We start from the raw sequence: 20715 nt of genomic DNA on the forward strand, positions 1-20715 counted from the left end.
ATCAGACAAGCCCCTTGTCAGACAAGCCCTTTGCCGGCATCCGAACCCTTGGCCGCCTGCCGCTTGTTGAGCATGTGGATGGTGCCGAGCGCAAGGGTGATCACCGTGAACGAGACCGCCGAGATCACGGTGCCGAGCGCGTAGATATCGGGGTTCGTCACCGTGGTGGTGAGGCCCTGAAGATCGAGCGGCAATGTATTCACCGCCCCGATCGCCTGGCTGGAGCGGGCGAGCTCGTCCCAGGACAGCGTGAAGCCGAACAGGCCGATGCCGATCACCGAAGGCAGGATGATCGGCAGCACGACATGGCGGAAGGTCTGCCATGGCGTCGCGCCGAGATCGCGCGCGGCTTCTTCCAGCCTGGGATCGAAGCGGTTGAAGATTGCGAACATGATCAGAAGCCCGAACGGCAGCGTCCATGTCAGATGCGCGCCGAGCCCCGATGTGAGCAGGCCCATCGAGGTCTCGAAATTCTCGTTCCAATGTGCCTTAATCAGGTCGTCGATGATACGGAATTCCAGGGAGATGCCGAGCGAGGTGATGATCGAAGGCACGATCAGGCTGGCGATGGCCGAATAGAACAGGATGCTTTGCGCCTTGAACTTTCGCCGGAACGCCATGCCGGCGGCGACCGACAGCACGACGGTGACGATCATCACGATCACGCCCAGCAACAGCGAGCGGCGGAACGCCGCGCCGAGATCGACGATGCCGGTGCCCTGGAACAGTTTTGCGATCCAGAACGTCGAGACGCCGTTCATCGGGAAGGTGAGGCCGCCCTGTGGTCCCTGGAACGACAGCACGTAGATCGCGATCATCGGGCCGTAGAGAAACAGCACATAGGCTGCGAAGAAGATCGCGAGCACGTAGAACGAGCGCGGGCGTCCTTCCTTCATGCCTAGAGCTCCTTCTTGATGTCGACGATGCGCGACATCATCGTGATGATCAGGAAGGTGATGATGAGCAGGATCACGGCGTTGGCCGCTGCGGCCGGGAACTGCAGCGCGTTGACCCGCGTCTCGATGATCTTGCCGGCGGCGGCGATCTGCTGGCCGCCCATCACGCCGATGGTGATGAAGTCGCCCATCACGATGGTGATGACGAAGATCGAGCCGATCACGATGCCGGGCTTGGCCAGCGGAATGATGACGTTCACGAGGGTCTGGAAGCCGGTGGCGCCGGCGTCATAGGCGGCCTCGATCAGCGACTTGTCGATGCGGATCATCGAGTTGAAGATCGGCACCACCATGAAGAAGGTGAAGAGGTGCACGAGTGCCAGCACAACAGAGAATTCGGAGAACAGCAGCCATTCCAGCGGGTGGTTGATCAGACCCGTCTTGACCAGGCCGGAGTTCACGAGGCCGTTGCGGCCGAGCAGCGGAATCCAGGCGATCATGCGGATCACGTTGGAGGTCCAGAACGGGATCGTGCAGAGCAGCGACAATCCCATCTGCCAGGTCTTCGACCTGACGTGGAAGGCGAGGAAATAGGCGACCCAAAAGCCGATGAACAGCGTGATCGCCCAGACCATGAAGCAGAGCTTCAGCGTCTTCAGATAGGTTTTGCCGATCGTACAGAGGTCGGGGAGCTGCGCGATGCAGCCTTCGAACGTGTCGGTGTAGCCGCGGCCGGAGAACGCCGGCAGCAGGTGGTACTCGTTGTAGTCCCAGAACGAGACGATGACGACGAAGACGAGCGGAATGAGGAAGAAGGCGAGAAACACCAGCATCATCGGCCCGGCCTGGAGCCAGGAGACGAAGGAGGGCGGCAGGCGCGTCGGCTTGGCCGCGCGCGCCGTGCCCGACCCCGGGATCAGACCCGGGGACGCCTGTTGCAGAACTTCTTCCGACATCTGCGTTACGCCGCGATGAACTCATTCCATTTGCGGACCATGTAGTCGTTCTCGTCCATCACGGCGTTCCAGCAGGCGACGCCGCCCATGCGGTCCTCATAGGAGCCGCCATCGCGCACGGCGCCGGCCTTCTCCAGCAACGAGCCGTCGGGCGCCTTGATGTCCTTCTCGGCCGCCTTGCCTTCCATCCAGTACGCCCACTCGTAGGGCTCCATATTTGCCTTCGCGGTGGAGAGCACGGCGGAGTAATAGCCTTGACGGTTGAGATAGGCGCCGGCATAGCCTGATAGAAACCAGTTGACGAACTCGTAGGCCCAGTCGAGCTTCGCACCCGACACGCCCTTGGAGACGCAGAAGCCCGAGGCCCAGGAGCGGTAGCCTTCCTTCAGCGGCTGGAAGGTGCAGGCGATCCCCATCGAGCGTACCTTCGTCACGGCAGGAGACCACATCGACTGGATGACGGTTTCACCCGACGCCATCAGGTTCACGCTCTCGTTGAAGTCCTTCCAGAAGGCGCGGAACTGGCCGGCCTTCTTGGCCTCGGTCATCACCTTCATGGTGAGATCGATCTCTTCCTTGGTCATGTTGCCCTTGTCGGCATATTTGTACTTGCCGGTGGCTTCCACGACCATCGCGGCATCCATGATGCCGATCGAGGGGATGTTGAGGATCGAGGCCTTGCCCTTGAATTCGGGGTTGAGCAGCTCGGACCAGGAGCTGATCGGCCGCTTGATCAGGTCGGGGCGGATGCCGAGCGTGTCGGCGTTGTAGACGGTCGGGATTAGCGTGACGAACTCGGTCGCCGATGTCGCGAACTTCTTGGAGTCCTTGCCTTCGAGATAAAGCACCTTCCAGGGCGCGGTGCCCTGGCCGCCGATCTTCTTGCCGCCGGGCGTCTCGCCCTTGGTGAAGACCGGCGTGATGTTGTCGAATTCCTTGATCTTCCGGGCATCGAGCGCAAGGATGTTGCCCGACGGCACGATCTTCTTCAGCGAGAAATATTCGGTGTCCAGCACGTCGAAGGAGTTCGGCTGGGTCATCACGCGCTTGGTGACGTCGTCGGTGGTCGCGGTGATGTATTCGATCTTGATACCGGTGTCCTTCAGGCACTGCTTGGAGATGTCGTCGCCCTCGTTCACGGCGGTGCCGAGATAGCGCAGCACCTTCGCATCGGCCGACTTCACATAGGGAAAGCCGGTGATGGCGCCGGAGCCGGCGGCAAGGCCGGCGAGACCTGCGGTACCCCTAAGCAGCGTACGGCGGCTGACGCCTTTCGTCCCAGTGGTCTTGCTCATGTCAGTCACTCCTCTGTTGCGCATTTCCAGTGATCGATCGGCGCTATTGCAGGCGTTGCGCCTTGGCGGGATCCCAGGTGGCCAGCACGCGATCGCCCGGACGAAACGGATGGACGTCGAAGGTGGCCTCGGGAACGTGGGAGAACAGGGCGGTGCCGTCGTCGAGGGTGAGCGAGACGGCGATGTAGGAGCCCTGGTACTCGGTCTGGGTCAGCAGCGCCGGCGCGCCGAAGGCGCCGTCAGTGAACGGCGCGATGCCGAGCTGATCGGCGCGCACGGCGATGAGCTTGCCGGCGTCGCTGAGCACGTTGTGGCCGCCGATGAAGCGCGCCACGAATTCGGTGCGGGGGTGGTGGAAGATGTCGCGGGCCGTGCCCTGCTGCTCGATCTTGCCCTGGTTCATCACCACGATGTGGTCGGCGAGCGCCATCGCCTCTTCCTGGCCGTGGGTGACCTGGATGAAGCTGATGCCGAGCTCGCGCTGCAGCCGCTTCAGTTCACCGCGCATCTTCACCCGCAGGAACGGATCGAGCGCGGAGAGCGGCTCGTCGAGCAGCAGGATCTGCGGCTCGGTGATCAGCGCGCGCGCCAGCGCGACGCGCTGCTGCTGGCCGCCGGAGAGCTGCGCGGGCAGGCGGCCCGCATATTGGCTCATCGCCACCAGCTCCAGCAATTCGCCGGCGCGCTTGTGCCGCGTCGGCTTGTCGATGCCGCGCATCTTCAGGGCGAAGGCGACGTTGTCGATCACGGACAGATGCGGAAACAGCGCGTACGACTGGAACATCATCGCGGTGCCGCGGTCGGCCGGCGGCAGGTCGGTGACGTTCTGGCTGCCCAGGATGATGTCGCCCGCGCTGACCGCCTCGTGGCCCGCGATCATGCGCAGGGTCGAGGTCTTGCCGCAGCCGGACGGGCCGAGCAGACAGCAATAGGTGCCGGCCGGGATCTTCAGATTGACGGTGTCGACCGCCAGCGTGGTGTCGTAGCGCTTGGTGACGGCGACCAGTTCGAGGGCGGCGGGAGTGGCCATGGCATGTCCAGGGAGGGCGGTGCTTGGGCCTCTCTCCGCAAGGTCCGTGCCAACCGCCTGTCCTGAGGCCAAATTCCGGAACTGTGCAGCGGAGTCAGATCGTTAGATCGAATCCCGCAGATCGGGCCGCCTGCCGGGCACACAATCCTCTGCACACAAAACGGGCGAGGATTGTATAAAGTTTCGCCTGTAATTGGATACAGCTCGTCGACTAACATTCGGAGCGAACGTCGTCGATCGAGCCCACGCACCATGGCCGCCAAGTCCCGCCCCACATCCGACGCGCCCGATGCGAGCGATCGCGTCGGCCGCATCCGGGAGGGCGTGACCGCTGCAATCCTCGAGCATCGCCTGCTGCCAGGCACCAAGCTCGGCGAGGACGAGATCGGGGAAATCTACGGCGCGAGCCGCACGCTGGTCCGCACCGCGCTGCAGCAGCTTGCGCATGAGGGCATCGTCAGCATCGAGAAGAACCGCGGCGCCTTCGTCGCGCGCCCGACGCCGGCCGATGCCCGCGAGGTGTTCGAGGCGCGCCGCCTGATCGAGCCCACCATCGTCGATCATGCCATCGATGCGGCATCGCCGGCCTGGTTCGATCGTCTCGGCCGGCATCTTGCCGAGGAACGCGAGGCCGAGCGGCGCGGCGATGCGCGCGCCTCGGTCCGGCTCTCCGGCGAATTCCACAAGCTCGTGGCCGAGATGAGCGGCCACAGCATCTATCTCGGCTTCCTCAAGGAGCTGATCGCGCGCTCCTCGCTGATCATCCTGCTCTACCGCCGCCACGACACGCCGGCCTGCGGCACCGATCATCACGCCGAGATCGTCACCTCGATCCGCGAACGCGACAAGGCGAGGGCGCGCGCGCAGATGCTGTCGCATCTGAACGAGATCGAGGCCGAGCTGTTCTTGAAAGATCCCGCCGCCGACGAACTGCGGCTCGCGGATGTGCTGGGTTCCTGAGCGCGCAGCGCCAGGGTACGATCGTCCGGACTGGATTGCTTCTATTCCCGATCGTCGGGAACCTGCTTCTTGCAATGCGAAGCGGTTGCGGTTGGCGGGACGGCGGGAGACGGTGCGGCGCTTGGCGCAATCTCGGGTCTGTCATCGGAGGCGTGACTTCTAAGCGTCTCCAAAACCAGAAAGAATTTCTCGGCTAACATGAGTCCGGTTCGCTGATGCGTTCATCTTGGTTTCGAGAGCAGCGAGATTCGCTATCAATTCGACCGCCCGCGAATCTCTGCAGCAATTGTAGTTCGCAACGTCGCGACGAATTATGACAGTCGACGATCACGCCGCGCGATGTAACGTGACTATTCCTCGCGGGCCGGACAGGCTATATGCTGGCGCTCTGTCATCGAACTGTCATGTCTCCGGAAATGCTGAAATCAGACGCTACGCCGGCGCGCAAAACTGTGAGCGCGCCGGATGGGATTCCTGTCCCAAAAGACAACAAGAGAACGCAAGTTATCGCGGGCTTCCTCAGACAGATTGAACCGGCCGGGCCCGGCGCGGAACCTGCGGTCGTCGAGGGCGCCGTGATCGATCAGACGCCATCGCAAGACACGGCGCCCACGCCGCAACCGGCTCAGTCGACCGTTGCCGCGCATCCCGCCGGCGAGATCGAGCTCAAGCTTCTCGTCGATGCCCATCGCATCGCGGATTTCGACGCCGCGCCCGTCATCGCGGCCAACGCGCGCAACAAGGGCGTGCGCAAGCATCTCAGGTCCGTCTCCTACGACACGCCGGAACGGGCGCTTCGGCGCAACGGCCTGAGCCTGCGCGTCCGCCAGATTGGTGCGCGCTTCGTGCAGACCGTGAAGACCGAGGTTGCCGACGATCCGCTGCGCCGTGGCGAGTGGGAGGCCAGCGTGCCGTCGCTTGCGCCCGATCTCGCTCTGGCGATGCCTTTCATTCCGGAGAAGCTTCGCGGCGCTCTCCAAGCGCATCCGCTCGAAGCCGTCTTCACCGCCGACATCCATCGGCATGCACGCATGATCGACCTGCCGACCGGCACGGTTGAAGTCGCATTCGACCAGGGCCAGCTGACGGCCGGCGACCGCTCGCTGCCGGTGAGCGAGATCGAGCTCGAACTCAAGAGCGGCAGCGCGAGCACGATCTACGATGTTGCCTTGCTGCTTGCGGAGCAGGGGGCGGTGAAGCCGTCGATCCGCAGCAAGTCGGCGCGCGGCTTCGACCTTGCCGCCGACCTGCCGCCGGCGGCCCGACGGCCGCGCAAACTTCGCCTCGATCCGTCGGTGACGCTCGACGAAGCCTTCGCGACCATCCTGCGCTCCTGCTTCCTTCATCTGCTTCAGTCGCTGCCGGCGGCCGAGGACGGCCGCGATCCGGAAGGCGTGCATCAGCTGCGCGTCTCGCTGCGCCGGCTGCGATCGGCGCTGGATCTGATGCGATCGGTCGGCGCGCTCAGCGATCTCGACGCGCTGCGCTCGGAAGCGAAATGGCTGGCGCAAGCGTTGTCCGCTGCGCGCGACTGGGATGTGTTCCGGCTCGAGACCTTGCCGGCGGTCGCAACAGCCTGTCCTGCGGTCGCAGGCTTCGATGCGCTCGGCCGGGCTGCGGCCGGTCGCCAGTCCGACGCCTATCGCAGGGCGCATCATGCGCTCGACGATCGCCGCTGCGCCGTATTCCTGATCGGCCTCGGTCACTGGATCGAGACGCGGGGATGGCGCAACGATGTGGCCGCCGAGGATCTCGGCCAGCTCGCCGAGCCCGCCGTCAACTTCGCGCAGCGTATCCTGTCGGAGCAGCACGCGAAGGTGCTCAAGCGCGGCCGCCGCTTCAAGTCGCTCACGGTCGAGGAGCTGCACAGGGTCCGGCTCGCGACCAAGCGGCTGCGTTATCTCGGCGAATTCCTGCTGCCGCTGTATGAGGACCGCAAGTCCACGAGACGCTTCTCGCGCCGGCTTGCCGATCTGCAGGAGCAGCTCGGCGCCTTCAACGACATGGCGGTCACGGCCTCATTGCTGGAGGGGCTCGATCCCGAGGCCGACAGCGCCATTGCCGCGGCGGCGATCGCCGGCTGGCAGGCGCGCGCATCGGTCGGCGTGCAGCCCGTCTTGCAAGGCAGCTGGCGCGATTTCACCCGCGCGCGTGTGCCCTGGTCGTCACAGGGCTGAGTGCAGCCCCAAAAAAGTTGCGGCCAGGCTTTGGGGGAAGCCTGGCCGCGCGCGAACCGGTCTGGGACGGGGAGGGGTGGGGATGTGACCGGGTCGCGTAACCTGTTGTCTCGTTTCTAATCTCTTGCGCTGGCGGTGGAGACCGCCGGCCTGGTATCGCCGAGCGAGACCCAGACGTTGGGATCGCTCTGCGACTGCCGCTTGACGAAGCGGTAGCCGGTCTCCGTCCAGGCGACGACGTTCTCGTTCTGATTGTCGAGAACGAACTCGCCCTTGTCGGTCTTCACCGTCAGCACCGCGTGTCCTTCGCCCTTCTTGTCGCGCACGACGGTGATGAGCAGGGCCTCGCGCGGCCATCCGGCATCGATCAGCATCTTGCGCTTCAACAGCACGTAGTCTTCACAGTCGCCGTAACCGTCGGTCGGCAGCGACCACTTCTCGATCACGCCCCAGTGCTCCTGGTCGGTCAAAGGCTTGACGGTCTCGTTGACCCAGCGATTGACCTTGACGAGGTCGCGCCATGCAGCCTGCGACATCACGATGTCGCGCGGCTGCGTCGGTGCGCCCTGGCACTGGGCGGCATTGTCCGCGCAGAACTCGACCCAGCCGATCGGTGCACGCGTGGTGTCACCGAGGCTCGCGTAGAGCAGACGGCCTTCGCCGGCCTGCGCTGCCGCGCTGATCCCGAAGAGCATGGCGGCCAGCGCCAGACCCTTCCCCTGTCCCCTGAAGTCAAACATTGCGGCCCCCGTTTCTTGTTGGGACCACATTTCGCACGGAGCTTTTGAGTTGCCGCTAAGTCAGCCAAGTCAAGTCGAGACGAATACAAGTAAAAGCTGGAGCGAATTCGATCTATACTTGAATCGAATTCTCATAAAATTTGAAACAACAGCAATTGATTCAAATTTTATCGATTAACCCGGAAATGCCGCTGGAACCGCCATTTCCATCCGCAAACGGTGCGCGCGTTAACCCGCGCCGGAGCCGTCGCGGGGCATGAAAAAGGCGGCGTCCGCATCGCGGAGGCCGCCTTCGAGGCTGGAAATACAGGGGTTTTGGCGCGCTTGGGCTTTACCGCGCGGTAACGCTCTCTTCGAGAGTCTCGATCGGCTGCTCGTGCAGGAACTCCAGCGCGAAGCCGTCTTCGAGGTTTCGGACCACGCGGCCCTGGACCCGGCCGAGCAGAACCGTCGATTTGAGCGGCGGCCGGTTCTCCGCGGCAATGGCCGCGCCCGACAGCGAGAGGTCGATGATGCGGCAGGTCATCTTGGTGCCGTCCTCGAGCGTCAGCACCGCAATCGGGTTGCGCGGCACGATACGGTCGTGACGGCGGTCTTCCGGCAGATTGAGGATGTCGCGGTTGGCGAGCCAGGTCAGCTGAGCCGCGAGCTTGTCGCGCTTCCTGGGCGTCGCTCCGATCGTCATGGCAAAGCCGTTGTCGATGATGCGGGTGATCTTGCCCTCGACGCGGCCGATATGGTCGAGATAGGCGACCACGCGGTCACCGACATTGCCGATGCCGGGGGCGAGCAGGGCAAGGCCGCCGGGTGACATGTTGATCACCTGGCAGGGGAATTCCCGGCGGTCGGGCAGCATGTAGCGGCCGAGCAGGTGCACCTTCACCCGCTGGAAGCGCCGGCGCTCCTCGGCGGCCGGAAGAAATTTTTTGTTCGCCAACGCCATTTTCAACACCCGACCCCCCGCCCGGGCGGAGTCCGGGACGACCCTAAGGTGCACAGGGTTAATGCCGCGTTAGGATTGGGCGCGGCAGTCACGGACAGACATAATGCGCTTCAAAAGCCACACCCGAAAGGGGGCTCAAGCCGGCCTCGTCGCCCGACGCTGCAGCACCACCAGCAGCGCCAGCAGCAGCGCGGCCGACAGGCCGAGCGACCAGTGGATGCCGATCGCCGCGCCAAACAGCCCGACCGTGATGCCGCTGAACGCCCGCATGCCGAGCCCGGCCATATTATAAAGGCCGACGACGCGGCCGCGGATGTCGGCCGGCGCGTTCAGCTGCACCAGCGCCTGCGCCATGGTGTTGAACGACAGCTCGAAGAAGCCGGCGCAGAACAGCAGCATGATCGCGACCGGATAGATCCGCACCAAAGCGAAGCCGAGCAGCGCCAGGCTCCAGAGCATCGCGAGCAGGATCGCGGCGCTCGGCGTGCCCTTCAGGCGTCCCCAGGATTCCAGCGCGATCGCGGCGAGCACTGCGCCGGCCGCATCGGCCGCGAGCAGCACGCTGTAGGAGACGCCGGGATCGCCATGGCCGAGGTCGCCGGCAAAGCCCGGCATCTGGGCGTGGTAGGCATTGCCGATCATGAAGGAGGTGAGGCCGGCAAGCCAGGTCATCGCCGTCAGCACCGGCTGGGTGCCGATGGCGCGGATGGTCAGCACGATGTCGGCAAGGCCGCGGACCGCAAAGCGCCGCACCGCCACGCTCTTGTCGCGCACCGGCGCCCAGAACAGCCACAGCAGCATCGGCAGATAGAACAGCGTGTTGAAGATGATGCCGTGCGAGGTGCCGAGCGTCAGCATGATCACGCCGCCGACCGCAGGTCCCACCAGGATGCCGAGATAGCGCGCCATCGCGTTGAGCCGCACGGCGCTCGGCAGGTCGGCGGGGCCGACGAGGTCGTAGAGCAGCAGCTGGTTCGGCGTCTGCCAGAGCACGCCGGCGCAGCCATGGATCACCAGCAGCAGCATCGCGTGCCACATCTGGATCGTGTCGGTGAGGAAGAAGAATCCCCATCCGCTCGATGCCACGATGAACAGCAGCATGCCGCACTGGATGATGCGGCGCGGGTCGAACCGGTCGGCGAGCCCGCCGACCGCGACCGAGAACAGCAGGAACGGCAGCCAGTGCGACAGCACCGCAAAGCCCGCCAGCGCCGGCGAATGGAATTTCTGGAACACCACCCAATAACTGATCACGTGCTCGATATTGTCGGCCATCATCGCCAGCACGTAGGAGGCGAACTGGAGCCGGTACGGCCCCGACTTCATCGCCGCGAACGAGCCGGATGCGGCGGCAGGATTTTGGGGCAGGGGGTTCAAGGGAGCACCTGGGTAGGAACCTTGCGGCCTTACACGGTCGCTGGCGAGCGCTCAAGACAATTGGGCGTGCGGCGCCACGAACCCGCTAACCGATCTTCTCTCGCGCATAGGCCTCTGCCTGTGCGACGAGGTGATCGAGCGCGTCTCGGGCGGTGTCGAGCACGAGATGCTCCCGGTCCCACGGTTCATAGTGACGATTCACGACATCGTCCCAGCTTGGCAGCTTATGGCCGCTGATGTCGGCCGAGCGGCTTTCCACGCGTTGCCGGTGCAAAACCGGGTCACTGCACACAACTTCGATCTCGACGATTGGAGCAGAGTTCTGCAAGGCGGTCTGCCGCCAGGCCGCGCGGCTGACGTGGACTGGATTGACGCAATCGGCAATGACGGGCCGGCGGAGCTTCAGATTTTCGGCCGCGATCGCGTTGGCGATGGCGTAGCCTGCCGCACCGACTGCGAGACCATTGTCCCGCAGGGCCTGCTCAATGGCATCGATGCGAAGATGCGTCGCTGTGAGCCGCATCGCCAGCTCGCGGGAAAGGGCCGTCTTTCCGGTGCCGGGAAGGCCGCCAAAGACGATCAATGCCGGGCGTCCGAGGATTGTCATTTTTCGGGATCGCTCATGGGGTCCGCAAGCCGCAGCTTGGCACGGCCGCGCATCTCACATACGCTTCGACTTACGCCCGCACCCTTCAATCATAACAGACGGGCAATGAGGAAACAGCCATGCAACAGATCCGCGTCTGCACGCACGCCGGTCCCGGCTCGGAGCCGGTCATCAAGACCGTGCCGTGGCCGAAGGTCGGCAGGAAGGCCGCGCTGATCAAGGTCGGCGCCTGCGGGGTCTGCGGCACCGATCTGCACATCCTGAAAGGTCACTGGCCGAAACCGCTGCCTTGGCCGTTCACGCTCGGGCACGAGCTCGGCGGCGTCATCGTCGAATGCGGCGAGGAGTTCACCGAGGACTTCATGAGCAAGCCGCTCAAGGTCGGCTCGAAGGTGATGATCCCGCCGCTGATGCCCTGCGGCCATTGCTATTACTGCATCCACTATCCGCAGACCGCCAACAAGTGCCTGACGCCGGTCTATTACGGCCGCTATCTCGGCTTCGACAAGGCGCCGCACATGTGGGGCGGCTGGGCCGAATATGTCTATGTCGATCTCGAGATGCTGCCGGGCACCAAGATCTACAAGCTGCCCGACGACATGTCGCTGCGGCTCGGCGCGCTGTCGGAGCCGCTGACCTCCTGCATCCGTGCCTTCAACCGCGCCAGCCGTGCCGGCGGCTTTACCTGGGGCGACACGGTGGTGATCCAGGGCTCGGGCCCGATCGGCATTCTCGCGGTCGCGGCCGCCAGGGAGATGGGGGCAGGGCGCGTGATCTGCGTCGGTGCGCCCGAGGAGCCGCGGCTCAAGCTCGCCCGCGAGTTCGGCGCAGAAGCGACCGTGAATATCGAGGAGCTCAAATCGCCGCAGCAGCGCATCGCGCGCGTCCGCGAGATCGTCGGCGGCTTCGGCGCCGATCTCGTCATGGACTGCTCGGGCCATCCGACCGCCGGCCCCGAAGGCATCGAGATGCTGCGCGACGGCGGCACCTATGTCGAGATGGGCCAGTTCACCGACGCCGGCTCGATCGAGACGTCCTGGCACCGCATCTGCACCAAGGATCTCAACGTGCTGGGCTCCTGGGGCTTCACCGGCAACGATTTGCCGCTCGGCGTCGACATGCTCTACCGCACCGCGAACAAATATCCGTGGCTGAAGATGCAGACGATCTACCCGTTCACGGAAGCGGGCGTTTCGCAGGCCGTGAAGGACGCGATGGCGATGAAGACGGTGAAGTCGACCATCGTGCCGTGGCCGGAGCTGGTGGAGTAGCGGATGCCGTCGATCCCGCACGATCTTGCGGCCTTCCTGGTCGGGGCCAAGCGGCGCACCTATGCCGGCCTCGACGACGACGCGACGGTGGCAGCGCCACTGCTCGCGGGCTCAAAGCAGCTCGAGCACCGCGCGCCGCCCTACGCCTATCGCGATATCTATTTCGGGATGGGATTCTTCGTCGGGCAGGAGACGGTGTTGCGGGACGAGCGCGTGATCTGGTCGATGAGCTATAGCGGCGGCGCCCGCGCCGAGATCACGGATCGCGACACCTTTCTGGCGATCTACCAGTTCCTGCGCCAGGCGCTGCTGGCCGTGTCGATCGAAGAACCGTACCGCGGACCGCGCCGGTTCGAGCAGGCGGGAATGCTCTATCGCAACGAGGTCGACGGCGCGCTCGATCGCTTTCACGGTGTCGAGACGATAGCGCGGCGTGACGGCGCACCGCTGTACGAGCTGCGCTATGGTGGCGGTCTGCTGCGATAACCCTGTAGCCCGGATGGAGCGCAGCGGAATCCGGGGCCGCTCGCGGCGGAAAGACTTTTCCCGGATTGCGCTGCGCTCCATCCGGGCTACAGGTCGAGTTTGGAATGAAGGAAGAGATGACAAACGAATCCCACCCGCGTCCCCGTTCCCCCTTCAATGCCATCCGCGCGATCGACTACACCGTGATCTTCGTGCGCGACATGGCGGCGATGCGCCGCTTCTACCAGGACGTGCTCGCGTTTCCGCTGCTGCGGGAGCTCTCGCCGAACTGGATCGAATACGGCCTTGGCCACAACACGCTGGCGCTGGCGCGGCCGAGCCGCACTTCTGGTGATGCGCTGCTGCCCGCGGGCAGCGCCGCGCTGCAGCTGGCCTTCAAGGTCTCCGCGGCAGAGGTCGATGCCTGCGCCGAGGAACTCGTCCGGCAGGGTGTGGCGCTGGTGTCGCCGCCGACGAACCAGTCCTTCGGCCACCGCACGCTGTTCTTCCGCGACCCCGACGGCAATTTGCTGGAGGTCTACGCGGAGATCTGAGCGGCCGTTCCGCAAAAGTTCCCTCCAGCTGCCTCGAACTGTGCACGCACAGGTGAAACTTAGGCCCAGGTTCCGGCTTTCACTCTACGGGAGTGATGGCGTGAAGCGAATCCTGAAACCGATCACATATATCCTGGCGGCGATCTACTTCCTGGTGGACGCGGTCTTCATGGCCGTGGCCGCACCCGTCGCCCGCTGGATCGGGCGGTATGTCCAATTCAAGCGGTTGCGCGCCTGGATCGAATCACTTTCGCCATATGCGTCACTCGCCCTGTTCTTGGTGCCCGTCATCATTCTGGAGCCGGTCAAGCCGGTTGCTGCGTATCTCACCGCAACCGGTCAGGTGCTGAGCGGAGCGGTGGTCTTGATCGTGGGCGAGCTGCTCAAGCTGGTGCTGGTCGAACGCCTGTTTCATCTGACGCGCGACAAGCTGATGCGCATTCCAGCCTTTGCCTGGGCTTACGGAAAATACGCCGCGGCGAAGGCGTGGCTGCAGGAGACGGACGCTTGGCGCTTCGTCCGGGCCGTGAGCCGCGCGGTGAGGGACAGTGTTGCGCGGGCAAGAGCAAGGCTGGTCAACGGTTTCAGCAGGCTGGCGACCTCCCGGGACTGAAAGGGTCGCGCGAATTTGTCTTACATCGCGCGCGATCCTCGCTAAGACAATCCAAGTGCGCCCGAAGCGGCGGGGACATGATCTGGATCAGGGAACACAGGGACCATGACGCGTGACGCGAACGTTCGAGCCGGCCAGTGCCATTGTGGCGCGGTGCGCTTCGAGGTGACACTCAGCGACGGCTTCAAATCGATCCGCCGCTGCACCTGCTCCTATTGTCGAATGCGAGGCGCCGTCGTTGCCATGGCGGCGATGGGCGGGATCAAGTTCCTGCGGGGCGAGGAGGCGCTGACGACGTACCGCTTCCATACCGGATCGGCGCAGCACTTCTTCTGCTCCCGCTGCGGAATCTACACCCACCACCAGCGCCGGTCCGACCAATCGCTTTATGCCGTCAATGTCGCCTGCCTGGATGGGGTGAGCCCGTTCGATTTCGCCGAGGTGCCGGTCATGGACGGCGTCAATCACACCAATGACACCGGCAAGCCGACGCGTCAGGCAGGCACCCTTCGCTTCGTCCCTGCCGACTAAAGCTCCGTCAGCCCGCGATACCTACGCGAGCTTGCGCTTCGCCGCGGTTGCCTTGTCGCCGGTGTTCGGCGTGCCGGTCGGCTCGATCAGCATGAGGTGAACCTCCTCGCGCGCCACGGGGCGGTGCTCGACCCCTTTGGGGACGACATAGAGCTCGCCGGGACCGAGCGTCACAGTGCGGTCCCGCAATTCGATGTCCAGGCGGCCTTTCAGAACCAGAAAGAAATCGTCGGTGTCGTCGTGCTTGTGCCAGGTGAACTCGCCCTTCACCTTCACCACCATCACGTCGCAATCGTTGAAGGTGGTGACGGTGCGCGGCGACCAATGCTCCTCGAAGGTGGCGAGCTTGTCGGCCAGCGAGATGCGATCTGTCATGTTTCCCCCTGTTGCTCTTGCGTGCAAGATGTGGGATCGCGTGAAGGGCGCGACAAGATCGTGGTCATCTGTCCGGTCGATCCTGCCGTGCCGGCTTTGTCTCGGAGATCGCGCGAGAGCCGGCTATGTGACGCATCCGGTCAACATGGCCTGCGCCCATTCGGGGCGATTGTTGGCGAGCGCGCGTGCCGAAGCGGCGTCCCAATCATATTCGAGGGCCAGGAGCTCGACCTGCCAGCCCCGTTTCTGCTTCGTGAGGATCGCGTAGCGGGCGTGCGGCGAGCGATACTCCAGGTTGGCGGCAAACGGAATGTCGCCGAACACCGGGCAGCCGACGCTTCCCGGATTGAGAACCAGGCATTCGCCGGGGCCCTGGACGACCGCCTGACGATGGCTATGGCCGCACAGCACCACGCGGGCGGTCGGCTCACTCTCGAGACGCGTTGCCAGCACCTCGCGGCGTGCCGGCACGTAGCGGCCGTCATCGAGCAATTCCTCCAGCAGGCACGTCGTGTCGTCGTCGGGCGTGCCGTGGCAAGCCAATATCCCGTCGTCGAGCCGCAATTGCGAGGGCAGGCTGTGGAGCGCATGCCGTTGCTCCGCAGTCAATGCGCGACGTGCAAACAGGCCTGCCGGCGAGAGCTTGTCGTCCGGAAACTCCTCGATCCAGCGGTCATGGTTTCCGCGCACGGTCGGCAACGCCAGCGCCTGCAGCGCCTCGAAGGTCTCTTTCGGCCACAACGGGCTGGTGACGCAATCGCCGAGGTTCACGGTGCGATCGACGCCTCGCGCCTTGATGTCGGCCAGCACGGCCTCCAACGCGGCAAGGTTGCCGTGGATATCGGACATGACGGCCAATCGCATGGTTTATGCTCCCCATTGATCTCGGCCGGTTACTGCCGGCTCCGGTTGCACTGATGTTAAAGGCCGGCACAAAAATCCGCTGCAACCTTCAGGCGCGGTTCTCCCAGCCAAGCCATGCAACATAGGCATGGTGATTTCCGCGCGCTTGGCGTAAAGAGCGCCCAGATCAAATCGCCAGCGTGCGGCCGGGCCGATTGCCGCGCACGCCAGCCTCAGGCCCCTCGGCTCGCTGTTGCCGCGCCTGAATTAACCAAGGTTCTCCATCCGTGTCTCTTCCGGCCCTGACCCCGCCGCTCGCCCGCGCTTTGGCTGAGCGGAACTATGATTCACTGACCCCCGTCCAGCTCGCCGTGCTTGCCCACGAAGCCAACGGCCGCGACCTCCTGGTCTCGGCCCAGACCGGCTCCGGCAAGACCGTCGCCTACGGATTGGCCATCGCCAGGAATCTCCTCGGCGACGACGAGCAGTTCGGGCAGGCCGCAGCCCCGCTCGCCCTGATCGTGGCACCGACCCGCGAGCTGGCGCTTCAGGTTCAGCGCGAGCTCGCCTGGCTCTATGGGCAGGCGGGGGGCCGCGTCGTCTCCTGTGTCGGCGGCATGGATCCGCGCCGCGAGCAGCGCGAGCTTGCGGCCGGCGCCCACATCGTCGTCGGCACACCCGGCCGGCTGTGCGATCATTTGCGCCGCGGCCGGCTCGATATCTCCGAGCTCGCCGCGGTCGTGCTCGACGAGGCCGACGAGATGCTCAATCTCGGCTTTCGCGAGGACATGGAATTCATCCTCGAGACCACGCCGGAGACGCGCCGCACCCTGATGTTCTCGGCGACGTTCCCGCGCGGCATCGTCGCGCTGGCGCGGCAGTATCAGCGCGACGCCTTCCGGATCGAGGTCGCCGGCGACGAGGGCGGCCACGCCGACATCGAATATCGCGCGATCCGCATCGCGCCCGCCGACGTCGAGCACGCCGTCGTCAACGTGCTGCGCTTCTACGAGGCGCCGAGCGCGCTCGTCTTCTGCAGCACGCGCGACAACGTCAGGCACTTGCAGGCTGCGTTGCTGGAGCGCGGTTTTGCCGTGGTCGCGCTGTCGGGTGAATTGACACAGAACGAGCGGACCATGGCGCTGCAGTCGCTGCGCGACGGCCGCGCCCGCGTCTGCGTCGCGACCGACGTCGCCGCGCGCGGCATCGACCTGCCGAGCCTCGACCTCGTCATCCACGCCGACCTGCCCAACGACGCCGAGGTGATGCAGCATCGTTCGGGGCGCACGGGGCGCGCGGGCCGCAAGGGCACGAGCGTCCTGCTGGTGCCGCCGGCGCGGCGCCGGCGCGCCGAGCTGCTGCTCAATCTCTCCGGAATCGACGCGGCCTGGGGCACGGCGCCCCAGGCGGAGGAGATCCGCAAGCTCGACCACGATCGCATGAAGGACGTGCTGTTCACCGAGGAGACCACGCCCGACGATCTGGCGCTGGCGCAGGCCTTGCTCGCCGAACGGCCGGCCGAGGACATCGCCGCCGCGCTGGCGCGGCTCTATCGCGCGCGGCTGCCGTCGCCGGAGGACATCATCGATCCCGGCGAGCGACCCGCCCGGTCGCGTGACGATCGCGGCCGCGACAAATTCCGCGATCGCGGCGAGGGCGGCGACGACCGCGCCGACAAGCCCCGGCCGAAATCGGGGAAGGCGTCGGCGAAGCATACCATGGCCGAAGGCAGCGTCTGGTTCCGCGCGGCGATCGGACGGCGCAAGAATGCGGAGGCGCGCTGGCTGTTGCCGATGATCTGCCGCCGCGGCGGCATCGACAAGCGCGACATCGGCGCCATCAAGGTCATGGACACCACCACCGAGTTCGAGATTTCCGAGCGGGTCGCGGAATCCTTTGCCGCCAAGGTCAAGCGCCCGGACAAGGAAGACAGCATCCGCATCGAGCCGATGGCGGAGGTGCCGCAGCGACAAGAGGCCGCGGAAGAGCGGCCGCACGCGCCGCGCCGGGAGAGGGACGATCGCGAACGCCGCGACGAGCGCCCGCGCGAGCCAAATGATTTCAAGCCAAGCGAATTCAAATCACGTGATTTCAAGCCAAGCGAATTCAAGCCACGTGAATTCAAGCCGCGCGGCAAACCTTCGAGCGAGCGCGGACCGCGTTTCGACGATGCGCCGCCGTTCGGAAAGAAAAAGAAGAATCGCGACAAGCAGGCCCGCGCGGAGCCCTCGGTCACGCCGTGGCCGGTGAAGGGTGCGCCGGGAAAGAAGCCGAAGAAGAAAAAGCATCGCGGCTGAACCGCCCTCGGTCAGCGCAGACAGCAATGATGCCGCCGGATGGCACCGGCGGCATCATCTGAAGGGTCAGCTGTGCGTTCAGCGACCGCCGCCGCCACCGCCACCGCCACCACCTCCGCCGCCACCACCGCCACCTCCGCCGCCGTCACGCATCGACGAGCTGTAGCGCGGGTCAGTCTGCTTCATGTAGATCGGCGAAGTGTCGTTCGTGATGCGACCGACCAGGCGGCGTGCGCGGCCCGGGGTGGACGATTCCGCAACGATGCCGCAGCTTTCGAAGAAGCCGAATTGGCAGCCATCGGTTCGGTGCGACGCCGCGTTGGCGCCGGTCGTTGCGAATGCGCTCGTCGCAACGCATGCAGCAAAAACAAGTTTCGACAATGTGAGCTTCATGGATATTCTCCAGCCTCGGTTCGGCGAGACCGGAACGGCTCGCACATCCCTTCGACGGAGCCTGTTCTGATCCGGTTCGAGGCCGTGATGTCACGCCCGCGTGAGCCGGGGCCGCCGGGGAGGGACGTTACGTCGCAGTGAGGTCGCGCAGCATATAGGTCGCGCCATCGCCGTAGGAGGCGAGCTTTGACCGCAGTTCCACGTCCGCCGCGACGGGCTTGAAGCCGAGACGCTGCCACATCGGCCGCGTGGCGTAGACCGAGACCAGTGCCAGCATTGCGAAGCCGGAGGTGCGCGCCAGCCGTTCGATATCGGCGACATAGGCGCGCAGAACGCCGCCGCGAAACTCGGCCAATACGGCGACGTCGTGGACGTAGAGGCAATCCGCGTCGTCCGGCAATCGTGCAAGCAGGCCGTCGAGCGGCGGGATCCGGTGCTGCGTCCAGGGATGCGAAAGGCCGTAGCCGGCGATCTCACTGCCGGCGATGAGCACGCGGCATCCGTCGGGATAGAGCCGCATCTTCTCCGCGAACACCTCCGGGCTTTCGGGGAGGTCGGGATGAATCCGTGCGGCGATCGCGCTGATCGCGGGCAGGTCGGTTGCGTGCGCCGGGCGCCAGTGCGGCTTGCTCATGTGTCGTCGTTCCGTTTCGGTTGGCTCAGTTTATTCCGCTGCGTCGTGGCGCGCAGCGAAAAATATCCTTGCCGCAGTCTTGGGAATACGAGACCGCGCGCGGCGTCCTATCCATGCAAGCCAATTGCATGACAGGAGATATCATGACGTCCCCGATCCGCCTCGCGCTCGCGCTCGCACTCTCGCTCGCGATCGTTCCCGCCGCCTTCGCCGCGCCGCCGACCAAGACCGGCAAGACCGACAAGGGCAACGTGCTCACCGATGCCAAGGGCATGACGCTCTACACCTTCGACAAGGACATGGACGGCAAGTCCGCCTGCAACGGTCCGTGTGCGACCAACTGGCCGGTGCTGAAGGCCGAGGCGAGCGACGCTGCCGGCGACGGTTACACCATCATCACCCGCGACGACGGCTCCAAGCAGTGGGCCTACAAGGGCAAGCCGCTCTACACTTTCGCCAAGGACACCAAGCCCGGCGACATCACCGGCGACGGTTTTCTGAACGGCGCCTGGCATCTGGCGACGCCGTAGCGGCGTATCGCGCGCCGGCTGTTGCAGGCGACAGCCGGCGGCACGGCCGCGCCGTCATCTCGGATATTCCAGCTGCATCGCGACGAAGTCGGCCGTGCGCGCCCCGTAGCGCGCGTCGATGTCGTGCAGCGTCCGGTCCAGCGCGCGCGCCGGCGGCAGGTCGAACGCGGCCGGCGGCGTCAGCTTTGCCGGCCATTCGGCCACGACCTTGTCGGGCAGGATGCGAAGACCGCCGCGGCTTGTCTGCGGCTCTGCCGTGGCGGCGAAGGTGAGGGCGCGCGAGCGGTAGGTGCGCGACCACGCATCGGCGACGAGCGCAAGCGAGACCTCGTCGACACCAGGCGTGAGCGCAATTCCGAGCTGCTCGCGATTCCAGAAGGCGAGCGTGTTGGCGATCGCCGTCAGCGCGAAGGGGCGGGTGAACCTGAACGCCTCGCTGCGGTGGCGCGCATCCCAGTGCGCAAGGCCAATCTCGCGGGCGACCGCCTCCGCCCTGGCGCGGCCGGCGATGGCCTCGACCAGGGTCAGGGCCATCGGCATGGATGCGGTGATACCGGTCGTCGTCGCGACGCCGCGGTCGACCACCAGCCTGCGATCGGCGACATAGCGGATCGCCGAATGCTTCTGCAGATCGCGCACGGAATACCAGTGCGTGGTGGCCTGCCGGCCGTCGAGCAGCCCGGTGCTGGCAACGACCATGGCACCGACGCAGACGCCGACGACGATCGCGCCCTTGCCGGCCTGGCTTCTGATCCACTGCAAGGCCGCGGCATCGTCTTCGCGGCTCATCGCGGGCACGATCACGTAGTCGGCGCCGTCGGGATGGGCCGCGTCGAACTCGGCGATGGTCGCGTGCGGCTGCACTTTCAGCGCGGGGAAGAGTGTGACGGGTCCAGGCTGTGTCGACAATGTGAGGACGTCGGCGACATCGGCCCGCGCGAGAATGCCGTAAGGCATCAGATAGTCGGTCGTCTCGGTCATGTCGTTGATGCCGACGATGGCGATCAGGGGGCGCTTGCGCTTCGGCGGCTTCAGCGCCGCAAGCGTCGCCTCGGTTTCGTCTTTGGATATCGCAGGCGCGGTTCCCGGAGCCGGCGCGCCGGGCAGCAGCAACAGCCAGGTTCCGCCGATGACTGCGAGCAACGCCACGCAGCCGAGAGCGCTCCATGCCAGAATGCGCCAGCTCATGAGATGCCACCCGATCGTCGTTGCTTCACGCCGCGCGGAA

22 protein-coding genes are annotated in these 20715 nt (G+C 65.2%); 9 read left to right on the forward strand and 13 right to left on the reverse strand.

Annotation, left to right across the window (positions count from 1 at the left end; genetic code table 11):
* Positions 1-17 precede the first annotated feature (17 nt).
* The 4 genes from CO669_RS04700 to CO669_RS04715 are packed head-to-tail and all read right to left on the reverse strand — an operon-like array spanning position 18 to position 4177.
* Complete coding sequence (locus tag CO669_RS04700; protein ID WP_097658565.1) at positions 18-896, reverse strand: ABC transporter permease; 879 nt, start codon at positions 894-896, stop codon at positions 18-20.
* A 2-nt stretch (positions 897-898) separates the two neighbouring features.
* The gene (locus tag CO669_RS04705) at positions 899-1852 is read right to left on the reverse strand and encodes an ABC transporter permease (RefSeq protein ID WP_097658567.1); all 954 of its coding nucleotides are present in this window, start codon (positions 1850-1852) and stop codon (positions 899-901) included.
* A gap of 5 nt (positions 1853-1857) precedes the next feature.
* Positions 1858-3147: an ABC transporter substrate-binding protein gene (locus CO669_RS04710; protein ID WP_198963833.1), complete on the reverse strand. Its 1290-nt coding sequence runs from the start codon at positions 3145-3147 to the stop codon at positions 1858-1860.
* A gap of 43 nt (positions 3148-3190) precedes the next feature.
* Entirely contained in the window at positions 3191-4177 is a 987-nt protein-coding gene (locus tag CO669_RS04715; RefSeq protein ID WP_097658571.1) for an ABC transporter ATP-binding protein, read from the reverse strand.
* A 252-nt stretch (positions 4178-4429) separates the two neighbouring features.
* Here CO669_RS04715 and CO669_RS04720 point away from each other — a divergent pair, with 252 nt between their 5' ends.
* On the forward strand, positions 4430-5137 hold the full coding sequence (locus tag CO669_RS04720) for a GntR family transcriptional regulator (protein WP_097658573.1): 708 nt from the start codon (positions 4430-4432) through the stop codon (positions 5135-5137).
* A 416-nt stretch (positions 5138-5553) separates the two neighbouring features.
* Positions 5554-7314: a CYTH and CHAD domain-containing protein gene (locus CO669_RS04725; RefSeq protein WP_097658575.1), complete on the forward strand. Its 1761-nt coding sequence runs from the start codon at positions 5554-5556 to the stop codon at positions 7312-7314.
* Between the two features lie 116 nt (positions 7315-7430).
* Here the strand turns inward: CO669_RS04725 and CO669_RS04730 are convergent, their stop codons facing one another.
* From CO669_RS04730 to CO669_RS04745, 4 genes are all read right to left on the reverse strand, one after another.
* Complete coding sequence (locus CO669_RS04730) at positions 7431-8054, reverse strand: transglutaminase-like cysteine peptidase (RefSeq protein ID WP_174718829.1); 624 nt, start codon at positions 8052-8054, stop codon at positions 7431-7433.
* Between the two features lie 331 nt (positions 8055-8385).
* The gene (locus CO669_RS04735; protein WP_024340745.1) at positions 8386-8997 is read right to left on the reverse strand and encodes a PilZ domain-containing protein; all 612 of its coding nucleotides are present in this window, start codon (positions 8995-8997) and stop codon (positions 8386-8388) included.
* A gap of 135 nt (positions 8998-9132) precedes the next feature.
* A complete protein-coding gene (locus tag CO669_RS04740) occupies positions 9133-10374 on the reverse strand; it encodes an MFS transporter (RefSeq protein ID WP_283806767.1) in 1242 nt (413 codons plus the stop codon).
* A gap of 85 nt (positions 10375-10459) precedes the next feature.
* Entirely contained in the window at positions 10460-10981 is a 522-nt protein-coding gene (locus CO669_RS04745) for a P-loop nucleotide/nucleoside kinase family protein (RefSeq protein WP_097658582.1), read from the reverse strand.
* A 119-nt stretch (positions 10982-11100) separates the two neighbouring features.
* On the opposite strand from CO669_RS04745, the gene CO669_RS04750 reads away from it, so the two are divergent.
* The 5 genes from CO669_RS04750 (at position 11101) to CO669_RS04770 (ending at position 14415) form a co-directional block, all read left to right on the forward strand.
* Positions 11101-12252 carry a zinc-binding dehydrogenase gene (locus CO669_RS04750; protein WP_097658584.1) on the forward strand — a complete coding sequence of 384 codons (1152 nt, stop codon included), beginning with the start codon at positions 11101-11103 and terminating at the stop codon, positions 12250-12252.
* A gap of 3 nt (positions 12253-12255) precedes the next feature.
* Complete coding sequence (locus tag CO669_RS04755) at positions 12256-12738, forward strand: DUF5680 domain-containing protein (protein WP_097658586.1); 483 nt, start codon at positions 12256-12258, stop codon at positions 12736-12738.
* A 116-nt stretch (positions 12739-12854) separates the two neighbouring features.
* Positions 12855-13271 carry a VOC family protein gene (locus CO669_RS04760; protein WP_097658957.1) on the forward strand — a complete coding sequence of 139 codons (417 nt, stop codon included), beginning with the start codon at positions 12855-12857 and terminating at the stop codon, positions 13269-13271.
* Positions 13272-13371: 100 nt separating this feature from the next.
* Positions 13372-13884 (forward strand): hypothetical protein, encoded by a 513-nt coding sequence (locus tag CO669_RS04765; RefSeq protein WP_097658587.1) that lies wholly within the window; start codon positions 13372-13374, stop codon positions 13882-13884.
* A gap of 105 nt (positions 13885-13989) precedes the next feature.
* Positions 13990-14415, forward strand: coding sequence for a GFA family protein (locus tag CO669_RS04770; RefSeq protein ID WP_097658589.1), 426 nt, complete (start codon positions 13990-13992; stop codon positions 14413-14415).
* 21 nt (positions 14416-14436) lie between these two features.
* Here the strand turns inward: CO669_RS04770 and CO669_RS04775 are convergent, their stop codons facing one another.
* On the reverse strand, positions 14437-14790 hold the full coding sequence (locus tag CO669_RS04775) for a cupin domain-containing protein (protein ID WP_097658591.1): 354 nt from the start codon (positions 14788-14790) through the stop codon (positions 14437-14439).
* Between the two features lie 123 nt (positions 14791-14913).
* Positions 14914-15654 (reverse strand): metallophosphoesterase family protein, encoded by a 741-nt coding sequence (locus CO669_RS04780; RefSeq protein ID WP_097658593.1) that lies wholly within the window; start codon positions 15652-15654, stop codon positions 14914-14916.
* A 266-nt stretch (positions 15655-15920) separates the two neighbouring features.
* On the opposite strand from CO669_RS04780, the gene CO669_RS04785 reads away from it, so the two are divergent.
* Positions 15921-17930, forward strand: coding sequence for a DEAD/DEAH box helicase (locus CO669_RS04785; RefSeq protein ID WP_097658595.1), 2010 nt, complete (start codon positions 15921-15923; stop codon positions 17928-17930).
* A 78-nt stretch (positions 17931-18008) separates the two neighbouring features.
* Here CO669_RS04785 and CO669_RS04795 read toward each other — a convergent pair whose 3' ends face one another.
* Together CO669_RS04795 and CO669_RS04800 are read right to left on the reverse strand one after the other, a co-directional pair.
* Positions 18009-18323: a hypothetical protein gene (locus tag CO669_RS04795; RefSeq protein WP_097658599.1), complete on the reverse strand. Its 315-nt coding sequence runs from the start codon at positions 18321-18323 to the stop codon at positions 18009-18011.
* Between the two features lie 127 nt (positions 18324-18450).
* Positions 18451-18957, reverse strand: coding sequence for a GNAT family N-acetyltransferase (locus tag CO669_RS04800; RefSeq protein ID WP_097658601.1), 507 nt, complete (start codon positions 18955-18957; stop codon positions 18451-18453).
* A gap of 143 nt (positions 18958-19100) precedes the next feature.
* On the opposite strand from CO669_RS04800, the gene CO669_RS04805 reads away from it, so the two are divergent.
* A complete protein-coding gene (locus CO669_RS04805; protein ID WP_198963834.1) occupies positions 19101-19487 on the forward strand; it encodes a COG4315 family predicted lipoprotein in 387 nt (128 codons plus the stop codon).
* 54 nt (positions 19488-19541) lie between these two features.
* On the opposite strand, the gene CO669_RS04810 is transcribed toward CO669_RS04805, so the two are convergent.
* Positions 19542-20675, reverse strand: a complete 1134-nt coding sequence (locus tag CO669_RS04810) for a DJ-1/PfpI family protein (RefSeq protein ID WP_097658603.1) — start codon at positions 20673-20675, stop codon at positions 19542-19544.
* Positions 20676-20715: the final 40 nt, after the last annotated feature.

It is taken from the genome of Bradyrhizobium sp. Y36, assembly GCF_002531575.1.
In the GTDB taxonomy this organism is placed as follows: Bacteria; Pseudomonadota; Alphaproteobacteria; order Rhizobiales; family Xanthobacteraceae; genus Bradyrhizobium.

What these genes read in the sequence shown, in the direction of transcription:
- CO669_RS04700 (WP_097658565.1), bottom strand. Translation starts at nt 896, where the DNA reads ATGAAGGAAGGACGCCCGCGCTCGTTCTACGTGCTCGCGATCTTCTTC.
- CO669_RS04705 (WP_097658567.1), bottom strand. Translation starts at nt 1,852, where the DNA reads ATGTCGGAAGAAGTTCTGCAACAGGCGTCCCCGGGTCTGATCCCGGGG.
- CO669_RS04710 (WP_198963833.1), bottom strand. Translation starts at nt 3,147, where the DNA reads ATGAGCAAGACCACTGGGACGAAAGGCGTCAGCCGCCGTACGCTGCTT.
- CO669_RS04715 (WP_097658571.1), bottom strand. Translation starts at nt 4,177, where the DNA reads ATGGCCACTCCCGCCGCCCTCGAACTGGTCGCCGTCACCAAGCGCTAC.
- CO669_RS04720 (WP_097658573.1), top strand. Translation starts at nt 4,430, where the DNA reads ATGGCCGCCAAGTCCCGCCCCACATCCGACGCGCCCGATGCGAGCGAT.
- CO669_RS04725 (WP_097658575.1), top strand. Translation starts at nt 5,554, where the DNA reads ATGCTGAAATCAGACGCTACGCCGGCGCGCAAAACTGTGAGCGCGCCG.
- CO669_RS04730 (WP_174718829.1), bottom strand. Translation starts at nt 8,054, where the DNA reads ATGTTTGACTTCAGGGGACAGGGGAAGGGTCTGGCGCTGGCCGCCATG.
- CO669_RS04735 (WP_024340745.1), bottom strand. Translation starts at nt 8,997, where the DNA reads ATGGCGTTGGCGAACAAAAAATTTCTTCCGGCCGCCGAGGAGCGCCGG.
- CO669_RS04745 (WP_097658582.1), bottom strand. Translation starts at nt 10,981, where the DNA reads ATGACAATCCTCGGACGCCCGGCATTGATCGTCTTTGGCGGCCTTCCC.
- CO669_RS04750 (WP_097658584.1), top strand. Translation starts at nt 11,101, where the DNA reads ATGCAACAGATCCGCGTCTGCACGCACGCCGGTCCCGGCTCGGAGCCG.
- CO669_RS04755 (WP_097658586.1), top strand. Translation starts at nt 12,256, where the DNA reads ATGCCGTCGATCCCGCACGATCTTGCGGCCTTCCTGGTCGGGGCCAAG.
- CO669_RS04760 (WP_097658957.1), top strand. Translation starts at nt 12,855, where the DNA reads ATGACAAACGAATCCCACCCGCGTCCCCGTTCCCCCTTCAATGCCATC.
- CO669_RS04770 (WP_097658589.1), top strand. Translation starts at nt 13,990, where the DNA reads ATGACGCGTGACGCGAACGTTCGAGCCGGCCAGTGCCATTGTGGCGCG.
- CO669_RS04775 (WP_097658591.1), bottom strand. Translation starts at nt 14,790, where the DNA reads ATGACAGATCGCATCTCGCTGGCCGACAAGCTCGCCACCTTCGAGGAG.
- CO669_RS04780 (WP_097658593.1), bottom strand. Translation starts at nt 15,654, where the DNA reads ATGCGATTGGCCGTCATGTCCGATATCCACGGCAACCTTGCCGCGTTG.
- CO669_RS04795 (WP_097658599.1), bottom strand. Translation starts at nt 18,323, where the DNA reads ATGAAGCTCACATTGTCGAAACTTGTTTTTGCTGCATGCGTTGCGACG.
- CO669_RS04800 (WP_097658601.1), bottom strand. Translation starts at nt 18,957, where the DNA reads ATGAGCAAGCCGCACTGGCGCCCGGCGCACGCAACCGACCTGCCCGCG.
- CO669_RS04805 (WP_198963834.1), top strand. Translation starts at nt 19,101, where the DNA reads ATGACGTCCCCGATCCGCCTCGCGCTCGCGCTCGCACTCTCGCTCGCG.
- CO669_RS04810 (WP_097658603.1), bottom strand. Translation starts at nt 20,675, where the DNA reads ATGAGCTGGCGCATTCTGGCATGGAGCGCTCTCGGCTGCGTGGCGTTG.